Below are 17,888 nucleotides of genomic sequence, written 5' to 3'. Positions count from 1 at the left end.
GGGCATAAGCGAACGCCCGTGCTACAAACTGCGCTTCGTTAGGAGACACGCATGGACCTCGCATTCACCCCTGAAGAGCAGGCCTTTCGCGCAGAGGTGCGCGAGTGGGTCCGCAGCCACCTGCCCCCGCAGATCGCGCACAAGGTGCACAACGCCCTGCGCCTGACGCGCGAAGACATGCAGGGCTGGGCCAAGATTTTGGGCAAGAAGGGCTGGCTGGCCTACGGCTGGCCCAAGCAGTTCGGCGGCCCGGGCTGGAACGCGGTGCAAAAGCACCTGTTCGAAGAAGAATGCGCCCTGGCCGGCGCGCCGCGCATCATCCCCTTCGGGCCGGTGATGGTGGCGCCGGTGATCATGGCCTTCGGCACGCCCGAGCAGCAAAAGCGCTTTTTGCCCGGCATCGCCAGCGGAGAGGTCTGGTGGAGCCAGGGCTACAGCGAGCCCGGCGCCGGCTCGGACCTGGCCAGTGTCAAGACCCGCGCCGAGCGCGTGGGCGATAAATACATCGTCAACGGCCAGAAGACCTGGACCACGCTGGGCCAGTACGGCGACTGGATGTTCAACCTGGTGCGCACCAGCACGGAAGGCAAACCGCAGACCGGCATCAGCTTCTTGCTGCTGGACATGAAGTCGCCCGGCGTCACCGTGCGGCCCATCAAGCTGCTGGACGGCGAGTGCGAGGTCAACGAGGTGTTCTTCGACAACGTCGAAGTGCCCGCCGACCAGCTCATCGGCGAGGAGAACAAGGGCTGGACGTATGCCAAGCACCTGCTCAGCCACGAGCGCACCAACATCGCCGACGTGAACCGCGCCAAGCGCGAGCTCGAGCGCCTGAAACGCATCGCCAAGACGGAAGGCCTGTGGGACGACCTGCGCTTTCGCGACCAGATCGCCCTGCTGGAGGTGGACGTCGTGGCGCTGGAGATGCTGGTGCTGCGCGTGCTGTCGCTGGAAAAGAGCGGCAAGAACCCGCTGGACATCGCGGGCCTTTTGAAGATCCGCGGCAGCGAGATCCAGCAGCGCTACGCCGAACTGATGATGCTGGCCGCCGGCCCGTTCAGCCTGCCCTTCATCGAAGAGGCCATGGAGGCCGGCTGGCAGGGCAACTTCCCCGGCGGCGAGGTGGCCAACGCGCCGCTGGCGTCCAGCTACTTCAACCTGCGCAAGACCACCATCTACGGCGGCAGCAACGAGGTGCAGCGCAACATCGTGGCGCAGACCGTGCTGGGCTAAAGGAGACGACACCATGGATTTCGATTTTTCCGACGACCAGCAGCAGCTGCGCGACGCGGTGCACCGCTGGGTGGACAAGGGCTACGGCTTCGAGCGCCGCCGCGCCATCGTCGCCGCGGGCGGCTTTGACCGCCGCGTGTGGAACGAGCTGGCCGAGCTGGGGCTGACGTCCCTCACCGTACCCGAGGCCCACGGCGGCCTGGGCCAGGGCGCGGTGGACGCCATGGTGGCCCTGGAGGAACTGGGCCGCGGCATCGTGCTGGAGCCCCTGGCCCAGGCCTTCATCGCCACCCGCGTATTGGCCGACCACGCTTCGCAAGCCGTGCAGACCGAGTGGCTGCCGCGCATCGCCAGCGGCGAGGCCCTGGTCGTGCTGGCCCACCAGGAGCGCAAGGCCCGCTACCGCCTGGATGTTTGCGAGGCAAAAGCGGCGCAAACCCAGGCAGGACATGCGGTAACAGCTATCAAAAGCATAGTACCCGCCGGCGACCAGGCCGACGCCTTCATCGTCCCTGCCCAGCTGGACGGACGCATCGCCCTGTTTCTGGTCGAGCGCGGCGCCGCCGGCGTGGCCGCCGCCGGCTACGCCACCCAGGACAGCAGCCGCGCTGCCGAGGTGATGTTCAAGGACGCCCCCGCCACCCTCGTCACCACCGACGGCCTGGCCGCGCTGGAGCTGGCTGCCGACGTGGGCATCGCCAGCACCTGCGCCTACGCCGTGGGCGCGATGGAAGAGACCCTGCGCCTGACCACGGAGTACATGAACCAGCGCAAGCAGTTCGGCGTGCCGATTGCCAGCTTCCAGGCTTTGCGCCACCGCGCGGCCGACATGAAGATGCAGCTGGAGCTGGCCCGCTCCATGAGCTACTACGCCGGCCTGAAACTGGGCGAAGCCCCCGACGAGCGCCGCCGCGCCCTGTCACGCGCCAAGGTGCAGCTGGGCCAATCCATGCGCTTTATGGGCCAGCAGTCGGTGCAGCTGCACGGCGGCATCGGGGTGACGGATGAATACGTCGGCAGCCACTACTTCAAGGTGCTGACGCAGCTGGAGATGTGCTGGGGGGATACGCTGCATCACCTGGGCGAGGTGTCGGGGAGGATGCAGGAGACGGCGGGGGTGTTTGCCTGAGGCTTGCTTCGCGGTTGCTCATAGAAAAAATCCCCGCTGGTTCGACACCAGCGGGGATTTTTCTTTGACCTCTGCGCTTTCATCTACGCGCGTGGCCGTGCTCCTCAGTCTCATGCGCTTCGGCACGTTTCTTGTCGTCAACCACATTCACCGTCACGCCGTTGGGCAATACCATGTCGCCCGGACGCTGGCCTAGTTTGCAGTCTCCGAGCCAGCGGCCCTCGAATACCGTAGGGCCAGGGTCACGCAAGGGGCGCTGAGAATACTTTGCGGAAAAACGCCCCACGTAAGCCGTTTGCAAGTCGCCTGTGAGTTCCATGCGTGTATCTACACGGTTGCTGTGCGTCTGGCACACGGTGCGAATGTCATACCCTGCACCCTTAGCGCGGCGGGCGACCTTGACCTCGCCGCAGTTCTCCTGGCCCGGCACGATGGACATGAGCATGTACGCCTCTGCTTCCGTGTTGGTGCACTGCAGTACCGTCTGGCCCTGGCGCGGGCCCGGAGATTCGCCACGCAGCGTGACCTCCCATAGTCCGCTCTTGCGTGCGGGCATCGGGTTCTTTTTGCCTTGGGTGCCCTGCGCTGCGGTCTGTGCAACCCACAGGGCCGCACCCAGCGCCAGCAGGTAGAGCGGGTTGAATCGCATGGATGAATCTCGCTTCGAAAACAATAGCTATTTGCGCCTTCCACATAAGCGCCAAAGCCCATTTTGATATGAAAAAGCCAGCAGCACCGTGAAGTACTGCTGGCTTGCTGGCCGCAGGGCCAGAAGGCCCATGCGCGTTCAGAACATCCGGCGGCGGTGCATGCCCACCATGAATAGGCCCATCAGGCTCGACAGGATGACCAGCCCCCACTCGGAAAGCGTGGGGATGCCAGCCACGTTGCCACCCGCAGGCGCCGGAGCGGCGAAGGCAAAGTTGGCTACGCAGTCAGCCTGCGCGTTGTTCACCGCATAGGTATAGGGCGCAGTGGCGCTCAAGGTACCTGTACAAGTAGAGCCGGGCGCCAAGCTCGGTACCTGGCCTAGCGTGCCAGGCGTAAGCGCCCACACGCGCGAGTCGCCCTTGGCCAGGAGCGTCTTGCCCGTGGCGTCCTGGCCCGGTGTGGTCACCGAGCCCGTGCCGCCGGTCACTACCGTGGTCACCGCCACCGCGTTGGCAGGAGCCACAAATTTGGCCTCCACCGTGCAGTTGCTTTGGGCATTGGCCACGGTGAAATCGTCGCCATTGCGCGTGCCAGGGCAAGTGCCGCCGAACACCACCACGTCGCCAGGGGCGCCGGGCGCGGCTGTGAAGGTCTGACCGCCGCCTTGTGCCACCGTGGCGGGGCCGTTGGGCGTGATAGTGCCCGTACCGTCAGTCACCGTGCCAGTAAGCACCACTGTTTGGTTGCTGAAAGCCACGCTGAAGGTGCAATTGGCATTTACGGGATCGACCGTGTAGGTATTACCTACCAGTTTGCCAGGACAGTTGCCCGTAACCAGGGGGTAGTAACTAGGCGCGGGCGTCAAGGTGTAGACCCGCTTGCCACCGCGCGGCAGATTCACGGTGCCCGTGGTGTCGATGCCGCCATTGCCGCCCGTGACGGAGGACGTCACCGTGACCGGGTCGTTGGTGAACGAGGCAATCACCGTGCAATCGCTGGCGGTGTTGGTCACCGTGTACTTGCTGCCCACCAGCGTGCCCTGGCAGGTGCCGCCCATGACGGGGGTGTAGCCAGCATCGGGGGTCAGGGTGAACTCGGTGCTGTTGTTGCCGGGCACAAGCGGGCCAGTGGTGCCAGCAGGGCTGATGGAACCGCCGCTGCCGTTAACCGACGAGGTGATGTTCACGCCGCTCACGAACTCCACGGTAAAGCCGCAGTCTTGCGTAACAGGGTTCACGGTATAGCTATAGGGTGCCGTGGTGCTCAGGCTGCCAGTACAGGCCGTACCGGTAGCCGGGGGCTTGATTACCGGAAGCTTGCCCACATCAGGGGTAAGGGTGAAGACCTTGGAGCCGTTCTCCTCGACCTGCTGGGGCGTGTTCGGGCCAATGCTGCCACCCATGCCGTTCTGCGTGGGAGTGACGATGTAGGCCTTAGCAAATTCAGCCGTGGCCGTCACGTCGGTAGTGCCAACAGTAACCACGCACACATTGCCTTGCGTGGCGGTGCAGCCCGTCCAGCCCTTGAAGATAGAGCCGGCATGGGCTACGGGGGTCAAGCGCAGTTCGTCGCCTTCGGCCACTTGCTTCACAGTGCCCGCGGCGGTGCAGGCGGTGGAGGCATTGCCGCAGTCCAGCGCGCCAGGCACAGCCAGCACATGGCCTGCGCCCGAGCCCGTCGCATTGACCGTAGCGTTGTGCTGCACGCCCACGGGGGTGTTCATGCCCGCCGTGTTGTTGCCCATCTGCGAATCGCTGGTGCCCGCAGCCGGGGCCACTGTGACCACGGAATTCACGGGCGTGCCTACTGCTTCCGTGGTGCCGGTGATGGTGTAGACCAAACTTTGGCTCGCAGGCAGGTTGGCGGTGTCGGTGATAGGGCCCGTGCCACTCAACGCGCCACAAGTGGCTGTTGAGCCTGGAGCGGGAGCGCAAGTCCAAGTTACACCCGTCAGGCCAGTCAGCGTTTGGCTGACCGTCGAGTTGGGCGAATCGGTGCCGCTGAGGTTGGAGACCGTGACCGTGATCGGAGTCGCCGCCAGATCGGTATTCGGCGGATAGGACACCGCACCGCCGTTGTCGATGCCCACCCCCAAGTCCACCACGGTAGCATCCGCAGGCAGGATGGTGGTCTTGACCATGGGGCCAATGAAGGGGCTGGCCGTGCTGGAGCGTATGTCGTAATCGCCGTTGTTGACCACGTTGCTGGGTGCGGTCGTAACGGCCCCTGCAGGCACGGAGAAAGACACGGGAATCGTGCCGCTTTGGCCGTCATTGAGCAAGCCGATGTCGCAGTCGATGTAATCCCCGCGTCTCACCGCAGGAGGGCCACTGCTGAGGACATCACCAGCGTGCGGGCCAGTGCAGTTGCCGGGAATCGAGGCATTCACGAACGTGGTGTACTGCCCGTCTTCGGTCTTGGGCGCGGCCAAGCGCACCTTGGTGCCCAGGGCAATCACGCCGCTGTTGTTGCTGTAGTTGTAGTTGTAAGTGACGTCCTGGCCTGGCTCGGTGGTGGAAGGCCCCGTGGCCGCCACCGCCAGCCCTGGCATGAAGGCACCCACTGCATCCAGATAGACACGGGCTTCGTGGTAAGCCGCACCTTGGGAGCAGTTGGAGGCATAGACGATCAGCGTGACCGAATCGCCCGGGTCGAGCAGCCCCTGACCGGGAGCAATGTCAAAGCCTTGCCAGTCTGTATACCGGTAGTCACCCACACCCCCACCCCACCCGCCACCGGCAGGCCCGTTGTACTTTTGCCATGGCACGCCACTCTGGTTGGCATAGTTGAAGGTCTGGAACAGCACCGTGCCCTTGGTGTTGTTGCGCACCTCCACATAGAAGTAGGGTTGCTGGGCGCCTGGGTGCGCACCATCGGCCAGCACCGGCGCCATGCCAAAGCGCACATGAACTTTTTTATCCACAGGGTCCACATCGGCCTGCGTCATCGTGGCGGTCTGCTCGATGGAACTGGCTACTTTGGCACCCTGGTCATTGACTCTCGCCGCGTGATTGCCCCAGCGGGGCGCAGTCAGCGTGCCCGCAACGGTATAGGGCACGTTTGCAACCGGCGCGTTGAGCACGGCGCTCGTGGCACTACCGCTGCTCTCGGCAGACAGCCCCAAGGCACTCAGTGTGATGGGGGTCAAGGAGTTCGTCGGGGGTGGAGCGGACGGAAGCGCTGCTCTGGTATAGCTCTTGAGCGTCCAATGGTTGAAGTCTCCTTCTTCAAATCCGCCATTTTCGAAGCCTGCATGCGCCAGCGGCGCCGCCAGCAGCGCGGCTGCCAGCCCCCATTTGGCACGCGCAGCGCCTCCGCCTCCAGGCAGCCATCTGCGGGCCGAGGCCCTCAGGTACCGCATTACGCTGGTGATCTGCATAAACGCTCCTTCTTCTCTTTGGACTGAGTTTTGTAAGTGGTAGTCACCGCAACCATGCGATGACGTGAAAAACGATGGTGGTTCAAGGCGCCGGCTTTACGGCAAAAATACCAACCCCCTGCCAAACACGGCCCGCACCGGCAGCGCCATGCCTGTCCCTTCCAGCGTCTTGCGCCGCAGCCGAGTCAACTGCGACTCGATGCGGTGAAAGCCGTCCTCGACGCTTCCTGCGTCCACGGCCTGCACCAGCTCCTGTTTGGTGACCAGGCTGCCCTCGGCGGCCATGAGGCAGCTGATCAGGGTCTGTTCGCGACTGGTAAGTACAACCATGCTGAGGTTGGGCGCTACCAGCTGCGCGGTATTGGCGTCCAGCCGCCACGGCGCCAAAGCCCCGGCACCCCCAGTCTCCACGCCTCGCGGTGAGAGCATGCGCAACTGCGATCGGATGCCCGCCACCAGTTCCTGCAGGTCGGCGGGCTTGACGAAGTACTGCAATGCGCCAGCCTCCAACCCGGCGATGCGGCTTTGCAGATCGCCCTGGCCTGTCAGCACCACGACGGGGATGCCCTGCCGCGCCAGGCGCTCCACCAGTACCTGGCCACTTTCTCCGGGCAGGCCCAGGTCTGCCACAACAAGGTCTGCCCGCTCGCGCAGCAGGGCAACGTAGAAGTCTTCCGCCGACCCGGCGCCCCATGCGCGCATGCCGCTTTTCTCCAGAAAGCGACAAACGTTGGTACGGATATCCTCATCGTCCTCGACGACGGCAATCACGGGTGGGGTGGATGGCAGGGGACGCATGGCTGGTGGGCTGGGCGGCCGATTGTCACGGCTGACCTCTCGCTGCGCCATGCACGACTACTCACGAATACTCACCAAACCACCTCGTTCACGATCGTTTGCCTTTCCCGCAGGTTTGGCCCTGTGGTTTTTGCTATCGATCGGACTGATCGTCTTCCTGATCACAAGCCCGGGCTCGTTCGCCCAGCCGCAGCCGGGCGGTCTGCGCCTGGGCACCGATCTGCACATGCAGCTGCTATTGGACCCGGGTGGCCGCATGACAGCCGAAGAAGTGGCGGCGCTATCCGACGAGGCCTTCACCACGCTCAACAGCCCAGTGAACGAAGGCTACACGCGCGACGTGCATTGGCTACGCGTTGCGCCGCCTGCGCCGGGCAGCCAGGCGAGCGCGTGGCTGGAAGTGCTGCCAACCTACCTGGACCGGGTGACGCTGTACCAGCAGACGGGCGATGCATGGCAGGAGCACAACGCCGGCGACACGGTGGCGGCCGACGCGGGCGCCATGCGCGTGCGCCCGCTGGTCTTCACGCTGGCGGCGGGCCGGCCCTTCCTCCTGCGCGTGCAGACCACCAGCCCCATGCAGGTGGACGCCACGCTGTGGCCCGCGGCCGGGCTGATGAGCCACATCGGCACCACGGAATGGGCCTCGGGCGTGCATCAGGGCATCAACCTGATGCACGCGCTGCTCATCATCGGCGCGGCGCTAGCGCTGCGCATGCGCAGCCTGGTGGCGCTGGCCACGGCTTCGGTGGCCACGCTGCTGCACGGCGCGGCGGACCGGGGCTATCTGCTGCTGTGGCTGCCGGCGCAGTTCTCGCATTGGTCGAACGTGCTCGTCAGCGTCGGCACGCTGGCCCTGCCCGTGGCGCTCGCGTGGCAGTTTCGCGAGGTACTGACCAAGAACGCCCGCTGGCGGCGCGCAGACCGGCTGCTGCTGGCCCTGGGCCTGGTGCCCCTGCTGTGCCTGCCCGCCCTGCCGCTGGGCCGCTACTCCGACTGGGCCTGGGTGGGCATCGGCGCGCCCTGGGCCATCAGCATGGTGGTGGCATGGGTGGCGTGGAGCAACCTGCGCCGCGAGGGCCCCACGCTGGAGAACCTGCTGATGGTGCTGCCCAGTACTGCCTATGGACTGGCGGGCCTGTACGTGACCGCGGCCTACATGGGCGCGGCCCCGGTGCCGCAGATGGAGACCAGCATCCTGTGGCAGCTCAATACGCTGCTGGTCAACATCGTCGTGACCGTGGCCGTGGGGGCCCGGCTGGTGCAGCGCTTTCGCTCTTCGGTGGCGCAGCTGGCGCAATCCCAGCAGCACCTGGACGAGCAGGTACGCGTGCGCACGGCCGAGCTGCTGCAAACCCACAACGACCTGCAGGCGGCTCTGGACAGCGAGCGCGGCATCCGCGAGGAGCAGCGCCACTTCTTCGACATGGTGAATCATGAGTTCCGCACGCCGCTGATGGTCATGGACAGCGCGGCCACCGAGCAGCAGGCCTTTCCCTCACCCGACCTGGATGCACAAGTCGAGCGTGCCACGCAGATCCGGCGCATATGCCGGCGCATGGTCGATCTGGTGGACAACTGCCTGGCCAGCGAGCGGCTCCATGCTGCTTCGCTGCAGCTGCGGCGCCAAGACACGGACCTGGACGAGTTGCTTGAGCACGCGGCCGAGCTGGTGCAGTGGTCGCCTCGTCACCGCCTGGAGCTGGCAAACCACGGGCCGGCCCGCTGGAGCTGCGACCCCACGCTGATCCGCATCGCCCTGTCGAACCTGGCGGACAACGCCGTCAAGTACGCGCAGCCCGGCGTCGTCCGCATTGCTGCGCGGCTGGGCGAGCGTGGGGATTTGCAGGTGTCCGTATGCGACGAGGGCCCGGGCCTGAGCGCCCACGCTGTGGAGCAGCTGTTCGAGCGCGGCGGCCAGGGGCCGCACCAGACGCGCGGCTTTGGCCTGGGCCTGTGGGCTGCGCGGCGCATCGCCCGGCTGCATGGCGGCGACGTGCAGGCCGCCCCGTCGGCACGGGGCGGGACGTGCTTCACGCTCAGCCTGCCGGCCAGCCCCACGCTTCCCGGATAATGGCGGGTTTTCCGTTTTGCGCCCTGCTGCGCCGCACCCTCTGCCATGAGCGCCACCCAAGCCGATCCCATCCGCAAACTCCTCGAAACCGCCCGCGCCCAGATCGGCAAGGGCGAGCTGCGCGAGGCGGCCCAGACGCTCAACCAGGCGCAGCGCATCTGGCCGAACGACGCCCGCGTGTTCATGCTGGCCGGCCTGATGGCCGAGAAGTCAGGCAATGCCAAGGGTGCGCTGGAGGCGATGCGCAAGTGCGTGGCCATGGCGCCGGAGTGGAACCCCGGCCTGCTGGAGCTGGCCCTGCTGCTGGCGCGCCAGAACCAGTTCAAGGAAGCCGTGGAGACGGCCGAGAAGGTGGCGGAGCGCGAACCCAAGAACCTGCTGGTGCTGGCCAGCGTGGTGGACATCGCCCATCGCGCGGGCCACCACGAGATGGCCGTGCGGCACCTGCGCCGCGGCCTGGACCTGGTGCCGGGCGACGTGCAGCTGCGCCGCCTGCTGGCGCGTGACCTGAGCGCCCTGGGCCAGCACGCCGAGGCGCTGCAGGTCTGGGGCGGGCTGATCGAACAGGACGCCAAGGACGCCGAGGCGCTGCTGGGCCGTGTGCTGACCCTGCTGGCCGCCGGCAAACCCGCCCAGGCGATTGCCGACACCACGGCGCTGCTGGAGCTGGCGCCCGGCGATTCGGTTTACGCCTATTACAACGCGCTGGCCCACGGCATCACGCCGCCGCACCAGCCCGTGGAGCTGAACCGCCAGCTGTTCGACGGCATGGCCGAGCTGTATGACCAGCACACGGTGCGCGGCCTGCGCTACCAGCTGCCCAAGATCGTGGCCGACAAGATCCTGGCGCGCTACCCCGAAAAGCGCCTGAACGTGCTGGACCTGGGCTGCGGCACCGGCCTGCTGGGCGTGTGCCTGGGGCGCATCGACGGCTTCCTGATCGGCGTGGACATCTCCTCCAAGATGGTCGAGCAGGCCGCGCGCCACAACGTGTACGACCGCTTCCACACCGTGAACCTGCTGGAAGCCCTGGACGCCACGCCGGCCGCGCAGTACGAAGTCATCACGGCGCTGGACGTGTTCATCTACGCCGGCGACCTGGGCGAGGCCATCCCCAACGCGCAGCGCATCCTGCAGCCGGCGGGCGACCTGTACTTCTCGTGCGAGACAGCACCCGAGGACGGTCCCGACCTGGTGCTGCAGACCAACGGCCGTTATGCCCACAAGCGCAGCCACGTGCTGACGCTGTGCCGCCAGGCCGGGTTCGAGACGGTGAACGCCGAGGATCTGGTGCTGCGCTACGAGGCCGGCGAGCCGGTGCAGGGCTTTCTGGTCGTGGCGCGCAAGGCGGCTGCCTGACGCCCTGCAGCAGGCAGGAAAAAAGCAAAACGCGGCCAAGGCCGCGTTTTTTCATGCCCCGCCCAAGCCTTTCAGCTCAGCAGCCGTGACGATTTGGGTACGTGCGCCATCAGAAACTCCATCTGGTCGGCCAGGATGCGCCGGTTGCGCAGGATGAAGTCCTCCCACAGGCTGGGGACGTAGGGCGCGTACAAGAGCGGCATGTGCGCCTGCTCGGGTGTGCGCGGACCCTTGCGGTGGTTGCAGGCGCGGCAGGCGGTGACCACGTTCATCCAGTGGTTCAGGCCCTGGCGCGCCACCGGCACGATGTGCTCGCGCGTCAGGTCGTGCTCATGAAAATGACCGCCGCAGTAGGCGCAGACGTTGCGGTCGCGCGTGAACAGCTTGCTGTTGGTGAGGCTGGGCGTCAGCTCGAACGGGTTGATGCCCGGCGCGCCGCGCGTGCCGATGATGCTGCTGACCGGAATCTGCGACTGCGCGCCGGTCAGCGCGTTGTGCCCGCCGCGAAACAGCGCGATGCGCGCGCCCAGCTCCCAGCGCACGTCGCCGGCGGCATAGTGCGTGACCGCCTCTTCCAGCGAAATCCACGATTGCGGCAGCCCTTGGGCCGACAGCTTCAAGACCTTCACACAAACCTCCCTTTGCAGCACGCCACGAGAAGAAAGCAGGAGCAGGAAACGCAGATGCTCAGACCCCCGGCGCAATGCAATGCACCGGCAGATGCCGCACAATATACCCCTTTCAAGCCAAATTGGCCTCAAACCCTTACGGGACAAGCGCCAGCAGCTATCAAAATAAAAGCACCCAGATGAAGATCTTCCGCGGTTTCCAGCACCCCGGCGTGGCACGCGCATGCGCGCTCACCATCGGCAACTTCGACGGCGTGCACCGCGGCCACCAGGCCATGCTGGCGCTGCTGGCGGGCGAAGCCCAGCAGCGCGGCCTGCCCAGCTGCGTGCTGACCTTCGAGCCGCACCCGCGCGATTACTTTGCCCGGGCGCACCGCCGCCCCGAGATGGCTCCTGCGCGCATCGGCACGCTGCGCGACAAGCTGTGCGAGCTGGCGCGCTGCGGCGTGCAGCAGGCCGTGGTGCTGCCTTTCAACGCGCGCCTGGCGGCCTTGCCGGCGCAGGCCTTCATCGACCAGGTGCTGGTGGCCGGCTTGGGCGCGCGCTACGTGCTGGTGGGCGACGACTTCCGCTTTGGCAGCCAGCGCGCGGGCGACTACGCCATGCTGGACGCGGCTGGCCAGGCTCAGGGCTTTGACGTGGCGCGCATGAATAGCTACGAGGTGCATGGCCAGCGCGTGTCCAGCTCGGCGGTGCGGGGCGCCCTGGCTGCGGGCGACATGGGCGAGGCGGCGCGCCTGCTGGGCCGGCCCTACTCCATCTCCGGCCACGTGGTGCACGGCCGCAAGCTCGGGCGTGAACTGGGGCGCGAGGGCGGCAGCGGCGGCTTTCCCACGCTGAACCTGCGCTTTTCGCACTGGAAGAGCGCCGCCAGCGGCATCTTCGCCGTGCGGGTGCATGGCCTGTCGGATCAGCCGCTGCCCGGCGTGGCCAACCTGGGCGTGCGGCCCTCGCTGGACGCCAGCGACATCAACGGCGGCCGGGTGCTGCTGGAGACGCACTGCCTGCACTGGCCCGCCCACCTGGGGCCCGAGGGGGGGTACGGTAAAATCATCCGCGTGGAACTACTGCACAAACTGCACGACGAGCGCAAGTACGAGAGCCTGCAGGCCCTGACCGCCGGCATCGCTGCCGACTGCGACGAAGCGCGCGCTTATTTCGCTGCCTCCACCCCGGCCACCCACGCCGAAACCCGTCGCCAGACCACCCGCGACCGAATTTGACGGGGGCCGCCCGCACCCCGCGCGCGCCGACAGCCGGCCCGCTCAGAGCTCCCATTGGCGCTGCCGCCGGCCGGCCGCAGCGCACCCCTGAAGGCTTGAGAAACCCCCATGTCCGAACCGAACGCCAAGAACGCCCCTGCGAGCAGCTACCGCAGCACGCTGAACATGCCCGACACGCCGTTTCCCATGCGCGGCGACTTAGCCCGGCGCGAGCCGCAGTGGGCGAGCGAATGGGACGAAAAGGGCATCTACAAGCAGCTGCGCGACGCCCGCCGTGGCGCGCCCAAGTTCATCCTGCACGACGGCCCGCCGTATGCCAACGGCCAGCTGCACATCGGCCACGCGGTCAACAAGATCCTCAAGGACATGATCGTCAAGGCGCGCCAGCTCGACGGCTTTGATGCGCTGTACACCCCCGGCTGGGACTGCCATGGCCTGCCGATCGAGAACGCCATCGAGAAGCTGCACGGGCGCAACATCCCGCGCGATGAGATGCAGGCGCGCGGCCGGGCGTTCGCCACCGAGCAGATCGCCCAGCAGATGCAGGACTTCAAGCGCCTGGGCGTGCTGGGCGAGTGGGACCGCCCGTACAAGACCATGAACTTCGCCAGCGAGGCGGGCGAGCTGCGGGCACTCAAAAAAGTCATGGAGCGCGGCTTCGTCTATCGGGGCCTCAAGCCCGTGTACTGGTGCTTCGACTGCGCCTCGTCGCTGGCCGAGTTCGAGATCGAATACCAGGACAAGCAGAGCCAGACGCTGGACGTGATGTTCCCGGCGGCCGAGCCCGACAAACTCGCCGCCGCCTTCGGCCTGCCAGCGTTGCCCAAGCCCGCCTTCGCCGTCATCTGGACAACGACCTCCTGGACCATCCCCGCCAACCAGGCACTGAATGTGAACCCCGAGCTGGAGTACAGCCTGGTGGACACCGAGCGCGGCCTGCTGGTGCTGGCCAGCGCCCTGGTGGACAAGTGCCTGGAGCGCTGGGGCATCGCTGGCACCGTGGTCGCCACGGCGCTGGGCACCCAGCTGGACCACGTCAACTTCAAGCACCCGCTGGCGCACGTGGACAAGGCCTTCGACCGCCTCTCGCCCGTGTACCTGGCCGACTACGCCACGGCCGAGGACGGCACCGGCATCGTGCACTCCTCGCCCGCCTACGGCGTGGACGACTTCAACTCCTGCGTGGCCAATGGCATGCGCTACGAGGACATCCTGAACCCCGTGCAAGGCAACGGCGTCTATGCGCCCGACCTGGGGATGTTCGGCGGCCAGCACATCTGGAAGGCGGTGCCGGTCATCATCGACGCGCTGCGCGTGGCCGGCCGGCTGATGGACACCAAGACCATCACCCACAGCTACCCGCACTGCTGGCGCCACAAGACGCCCGTCATCTACCGCGCCGCCGCCCAGTGGTTCATCCGCATGGACGAGGGCGAGGGTGTGTTCACCGACCCGGCGCAAAAGCCCGATCGCACGCTGCGCCAGATCGCCCTAGAGGCCATCGAGCACACCAGCTTCTACCCCGAGAACGGCAAGGCCCGCCTGCAGGGCATGATTGCCGGGCGGCCCGACTGGTGCATCTCGCGCCAGCGCAGCTGGGGCGTGCCGCTGCCGTTCTTTTTGCACCAGGAAACGGGCGAGCTGCACCCGCGCACCATGGAAATCATGGACCAGGCGGCGCAGATCGTGGAGGCCGGCGGCATCGAGGCCTGGAGCCGCGTGACGACCGAGGAGATCCTGGGGCCTGGGGATGCGCCGCACTACCTGAAGAGCACCGACATCCTGGAGGTCTGGTTCGACTCCGGCTCCACCTTCTGGCACGTGCTGCGCGGCACGCACGCCGGCATGCACCACGATGAGGGCCCCGAAGCCGACCTGTACCTGGAAGGCCACGACCAGCACCGCGGCTGGTTCCACTCGTCGCTGCTGCTGGCCAGCGCCATCTTCGGGCGCGCGCCCTACCGCGGCCTGCTCACGCACGGCTTCACGGTGGACGGCCAGGGCAAGAAGATGAGCAAGTCGCTGGGCAACACCGTCTCGCCCCAGGAGGTGAGCGGCAAGCTGGGCGCGGAGATCATCCGCCTGTGGTGCGCCTCGACCGACTATTCCGGCGACTTGGCGATCGACGACAAGATCCTGGCGCGCGTGGTGGACGCCTACCGGCGCATCCGCAACACGCTGCGCTTTTTGCTGGCCAACGTGAGCGACTTCGACCCGGCCACGGATGCGGTGGCCGAGGAAGACCTGCTGGAAATCGACCGCTGGGCGCTGGCGCGCGCTGCGCAGTTCCAGGCCGAGGTGCTGGCGCACTACCAGGTCTATGAGTTCCATCCCGTCGTCGCCAAGCTGCAGCTGTTTTGCTCGGAAGACCTGGGCGGCTTCTACCTGGACGTGCTCAAGGACCGCCTCTACACCACGGCGCCCAAATCGCTCGCACGGCGCAGCGCGCAGACGGCGCTGCACCAGATCACCCACGCCATGCTGCGCTGGATGGCGCCTTTTCTGTCCTTCACGACGGAAGAGGCCTGGAAGATCTTCGGCCACTCGCCGTCCATCTACCTGGAGACCTTCACCACGCTGCCCGCGGGCGACGAGGGGCTGCTGGCCAAGTGGCAGCGCCTGCGCGAGATCCGCGACGCGGTGAACAAGGAGATCGAGACCGTGCGCGCCGCCGGCACCGTGGGCTCGTCGCTGCAGGCCGTGGTGCGCCTGGGCGCCGCGCCCGAGGACCACGCGCTGCTGGCCAGCTTGGGGCAAGACATGAAGTTCATCTTCATCGTATCTGCTATCGAATTGGTAGCTGCTGGCGGGCTCCAAATAAGCGTTACAGCCAGTTCTGATGCCAAGTGCGAGCGCTGCTGGCACTGGCGCGCCGACGTCGGCCAAGACGTGCAGCACCCCAGCCTGTGCGGGCGCTGCACCAGCAACCTCTACGGCAGCGGCGAAAGCCGCCTGCACGCTTGATGGCGCGCGCCGCCAGCAGTGCTGGCCGCAAGGGCGGCGCCAGCTTCTGGCCCTGGCTGGGCTGGGCGCTGGTGATCTTCCTACTGGACCAGTTCACCAAGACGCTGATCCTGGGCTACTACCGGCTGGGCGACGCCACGCCGGTGACCAGCTTCTTCAACATCGTGCGCGCGCACAACACCGGCGCGGCGTTTTCCATGCTGGCGGACGCGGGTGGCTGGCAGCGCTGGCTGTTCACGGGCATCGGCCTGGCGGCGGCCGCCTTCATCCTCTGGCAGCTGCGCCAGCACCCGGGGCAAAAGCTGTTTGCCTTCTCGCTGGCCAACATCCTGGGCGGGGCGATTGGCAACGTGGTGGACCGGCTGCAGCACGGCTACGTGGTGGACTTCCTGGACTTCCACTGGCAGTTTTTGTCCGGCATGTTCTACCGCGGGCACTTCCCGGCGTTCAATCTGGCGGACGTGGCCATCAGCATCGGCGCGGCCTGCCTGATCCTCGATGAGCTGCTGCGCGTGAAAAAGGCGGCCTGAAAGCCGCCTCCCGCACCCTGCCCTGCCCGGGCTGTCAATAGTGAGCGCTGAGCGCCGGCAGCGCGCCGTTGCCGGCAGCACCACCCTCCAGCCGGAAGGTAGCCGCCACGCGGGCCAGCTCGCGCGCCTGGGCCTGCAGTGCGTCCGAAGCGCCCGAGGTTTCCTCCACCAGCGCGGCGTTTTGCTGCGTCACCCCGTCCAGGTGGGCCACGGCCTGGTTGATCTGCGACAGGCCCAGCGACTGCTCGCGGCTGGCGGCGGCGATCTCATCGACGATGCGCGCCACGCGCTGGATGACGCCCACGATCTCCTGCATGGTGGCGCCGGCCTCGCTGACCTGGGCACCGCCGGCCTCCACCTGGGCGGCGGAATCAGTGATGAGCTGCTTGATCTCGCGAGCGGCTTCGGCACTGCGCTGGGCCAGCTGGCGCACCTCGCCGGCCACCACGGCAAAGCCGCGGCCCTGTTCGCCAGCGCGGGCCGCCTCCACGGCCGCGTTCAGCGCCAGGATGTTGGTCTGAAAGGCGATGCCGTCGATCACGCCGATGATGTCCGCCACGCGGCGCGAGGCGCTGCTGATGGCCTGCATGGTGCCCACCACCTGCCCCATCACGGCGCCCCCGCGCTGCGCCACGCCGGTGGCCGACGCCGCCAGCTGGCTGGCCTGGGCGGCGTTCTCGGCGTTGTTTTCCACGGTGCCCGACAGCTGCTCGGTGGCCGACGCCGTCTGCTCCAGGGCGCTGGCTTGCTGCTCGGTGCGCGCCGACAGGTCGCGCGTCCCGGCCGCCACCTGGGTGGAGGCGCCGGCAATGGTTTCCGCCCCGCCGCTGACCTGGCCGATGACGTGGTTCAGGTTGCCGCGCATGGTCTCCATCTGGGCCAGCATGATGCCGATCTCATCGCTGCCGCTGGCGGCGATGCGCTGGCCCAGGTCGCTGGCAGCGATGGCCGCCGCCGCCCGGTTGGCGGCGCGAAAGCCGCGCACCAGGCGCCCCAGCAGCGCCAGGCCCATGAGCGAAGCCGGCAGGCCCAGCAGGAACGTGGCGCCGGCAAAGATCCACAGCGCCATCTCGTAGCGGCGCTGCGCGGCGGCCTGCGCGGCGTCGGCCTGCGCCACCTGGGCGGCGCGAAAGCGCTGGGTGGCGCCGACCAGGGCCTCGCTCTCGCGGCCGCCGGCCTGCAGGAACCGCGCCATGCCCTCGGACGAGAACTCGCCCTGGTGCACGGCCTGTACGGCGGCGTCCAGCTCGGCCACCCAGGTCACGCGGGCGCTCTGCACGGCCGCGAACAGGGTCTTCTCCTGCGCATCGGTGATCGCGGCGTCAATGGCCTGCAGTGCTTCGGACACCTTCTGGCGGTTCGCCGACAGCAGCCCCAGATGCTCGTCGATGGGATGCTGGTGAATGGCAACCAGCGGGCTGTCCGGCGCGTGCTGAAAAGCCAGCAGCACCAGCAGGCGGTTTTGCACCGTGAGGGCCACCAGGTCGTCGGCGCGCAGCGACAGCGCCATGCTGTGCCCGTGCACCGCCTTCAGGCTGTCACGGGCGGAAGACAGGCCCCAGAAACTCACCGCGATGACGGCCGCGCCCGACAGCCAGAAGGCGCCGAGGATGAAGATGAAGCGATGGGTGATGCGTAGCCGGTTCCACATGACGTCAAGAATTCCGTGAGGCACTGATTGATACTGGATGTTACAGCTACGGTTCGCAGCCGTGTCCTCTTGATCGGGAGTCATTGATGCAAGTCAAGACCGGCAGGCGGTCGGTAGCCGGGTTCGGCCAGCGTGCGCGTTGTCAAGCGCGCGCCGCGGCCGCAGGCCGGCCCGGGGTTTATTGCCGGGGCCGTCGCGCGTGGGCCCTGGCGGCGCTATGCTGTAGCGTTTGGCGCGCCAGCCCAAGCCTGCCCCAGCGCCTCGGCGT

General features: G+C 67.1%; 12 protein-coding genes. 7 read left to right on the top strand and 5 right to left on the bottom strand.

Annotated elements, in window-relative coordinates:
• Positions 1-51: 51 nt before the first annotated feature.
• Together C7H73_RS05345 and C7H73_RS05340 are read left to right on the top strand one after the other, a co-directional pair.
• Positions 52-1,233: an acyl-CoA dehydrogenase family protein gene (locus C7H73_RS05345; protein ID WP_106845698.1), complete on the top strand. Its 1,182-nt coding sequence runs from the start codon at positions 52-54 to the stop codon at positions 1,231-1,233.
• 13 nt (positions 1,234-1,246) lie between these two features.
• On the top strand, positions 1,247-2,362 hold the full coding sequence (locus tag C7H73_RS05340; protein ID WP_106845697.1) for an acyl-CoA dehydrogenase family protein: 1,116 nt from the start codon (positions 1,247-1,249) through the stop codon (positions 2,360-2,362).
• A gap of 79 nt (positions 2,363-2,441) precedes the next feature.
• Here the strand turns inward: C7H73_RS05340 and C7H73_RS05335 are convergent, their stop codons facing one another.
• From C7H73_RS05335 to C7H73_RS05325, 3 genes are all read right to left on the bottom strand, one after another.
• The gene (locus C7H73_RS05335) at positions 2,442-3,011 is read right to left on the bottom strand and encodes a DUF3617 domain-containing protein (RefSeq protein ID WP_106845696.1); all 570 of its coding nucleotides are present in this window, start codon (positions 3,009-3,011) and stop codon (positions 2,442-2,444) included.
• A gap of 138 nt (positions 3,012-3,149) precedes the next feature.
• Positions 3,150-6,392: an IPTL-CTERM sorting domain-containing protein gene (locus C7H73_RS05330; protein ID WP_106845695.1), complete on the bottom strand. Its 3,243-nt coding sequence runs from the start codon at positions 6,390-6,392 to the stop codon at positions 3,150-3,152.
• Positions 6,393-6,488: 96 nt separating this feature from the next.
• Positions 6,489-7,163 carry a response regulator transcription factor gene (locus C7H73_RS05325; RefSeq protein ID WP_227001424.1) on the bottom strand — a complete coding sequence of 225 codons (675 nt, stop codon included), beginning with the start codon at positions 7,161-7,163 and terminating at the stop codon, positions 6,489-6,491.
• A 142-nt stretch (positions 7,164-7,305) separates the two neighbouring features.
• Here C7H73_RS05325 and C7H73_RS05320 point away from each other — a divergent pair, with 142 nt between their 5' ends.
• Together C7H73_RS05320 and C7H73_RS05315 are read left to right on the top strand one after the other, a co-directional pair.
• Complete coding sequence (locus C7H73_RS05320) at positions 7,306-9,264, top strand: sensor histidine kinase (protein ID WP_227001423.1); 1,959 nt, start codon at positions 7,306-7,308, stop codon at positions 9,262-9,264.
• A 45-nt stretch (positions 9,265-9,309) separates the two neighbouring features.
• Positions 9,310-10,623, top strand: a complete 1,314-nt coding sequence (locus tag C7H73_RS05315) for a tetratricopeptide repeat protein (RefSeq protein WP_106845692.1) — start codon at positions 9,310-9,312, stop codon at positions 10,621-10,623.
• A 71-nt stretch (positions 10,624-10,694) separates the two neighbouring features.
• Here the strand turns inward: C7H73_RS05315 and C7H73_RS05310 are convergent, their stop codons facing one another.
• Positions 10,695-11,252 carry an HNH endonuclease gene (locus C7H73_RS05310; protein WP_106845691.1) on the bottom strand — a complete coding sequence of 186 codons (558 nt, stop codon included), beginning with the start codon at positions 11,250-11,252 and terminating at the stop codon, positions 10,695-10,697.
• A gap of 179 nt (positions 11,253-11,431) precedes the next feature.
• On the opposite strand from C7H73_RS05310, the gene C7H73_RS05305 reads away from it, so the two are divergent.
• The 3 genes from C7H73_RS05305 (at position 11,432) to lspA (ending at position 15,969) form a co-directional block, all read left to right on the top strand.
• On the top strand, positions 11,432-12,475 hold the full coding sequence (locus C7H73_RS05305) for a bifunctional riboflavin kinase/FAD synthetase (RefSeq protein ID WP_106845690.1): 1,044 nt from the start codon (positions 11,432-11,434) through the stop codon (positions 12,473-12,475).
• Between the two features lie 108 nt (positions 12,476-12,583).
• Positions 12,584-15,439: an isoleucine--tRNA ligase gene (gene ileS, locus C7H73_RS05300; protein WP_106845689.1), complete on the top strand. Its 2,856-nt coding sequence runs from the start codon at positions 12,584-12,586 to the stop codon at positions 15,437-15,439.
• Positions 15,439-15,969 (top strand): signal peptidase II, encoded by a 531-nt coding sequence (gene lspA / locus C7H73_RS05295; RefSeq protein WP_106845688.1) that lies wholly within the window; start codon positions 15,439-15,441, stop codon positions 15,967-15,969. The genes ileS and lspA overlap by 1 nt, the downstream gene beginning before the upstream one ends.
• Positions 15,970-16,003: 34 nt before the next feature.
• Here the strand turns inward: lspA and C7H73_RS05290 are convergent, their stop codons facing one another.
• On the bottom strand, positions 16,004-17,620 hold the full coding sequence (locus C7H73_RS05290; protein ID WP_106845687.1) for a methyl-accepting chemotaxis protein: 1,617 nt from the start codon (positions 17,618-17,620) through the stop codon (positions 16,004-16,006).
• Positions 17,621-17,888: the final 268 nt, after the last annotated feature.

The organism is Pulveribacter suum, assembly GCF_003013695.1.
Taxonomy (GTDB): Bacteria; Pseudomonadota; Gammaproteobacteria; order Burkholderiales; family Burkholderiaceae_C; genus Melaminivora; species Melaminivora suum.
Note: the sequence above shows the minus strand (reverse complement) of the source record. Positions and strands in the feature narration are given on the sequence as shown.

Bases quoted from the DNA above. Each gene is read 5' to 3' on its own strand.
- C7H73_RS05340 (WP_106845697.1), top strand. From the start codon at position 1,247: ATGGATTTCGATTTTTCCGACGACCAGCAGCAGCTGCGCGACGCGGTG.
- ileS (WP_106845689.1), top strand. From the start codon at position 12,584: ATGTCCGAACCGAACGCCAAGAACGCCCCTGCGAGCAGCTACCGCAGC.
- lspA (WP_106845688.1), top strand. From the start codon at position 15,439: ATGGCGCGCGCCGCCAGCAGTGCTGGCCGCAAGGGCGGCGCCAGCTTC.
- C7H73_RS05305 (WP_106845690.1), top strand. From the start codon at position 11,432: ATGAAGATCTTCCGCGGTTTCCAGCACCCCGGCGTGGCACGCGCATGC.
- C7H73_RS05290 (WP_106845687.1), bottom strand. From the start codon at position 17,620: ATGTGGAACCGGCTACGCATCACCCATCGCTTCATCTTCATCCTCGGC.
- C7H73_RS05335 (WP_106845696.1), bottom strand. From the start codon at position 3,011: ATGCGATTCAACCCGCTCTACCTGCTGGCGCTGGGTGCGGCCCTGTGG.
- C7H73_RS05345 (WP_106845698.1), top strand. From the start codon at position 52: ATGGACCTCGCATTCACCCCTGAAGAGCAGGCCTTTCGCGCAGAGGTG.
- C7H73_RS05315 (WP_106845692.1), top strand. From the start codon at position 9,310: ATGAGCGCCACCCAAGCCGATCCCATCCGCAAACTCCTCGAAACCGCC.
- C7H73_RS05330 (WP_106845695.1), bottom strand. From the start codon at position 6,392: ATGCAGATCACCAGCGTAATGCGGTACCTGAGGGCCTCGGCCCGCAGA.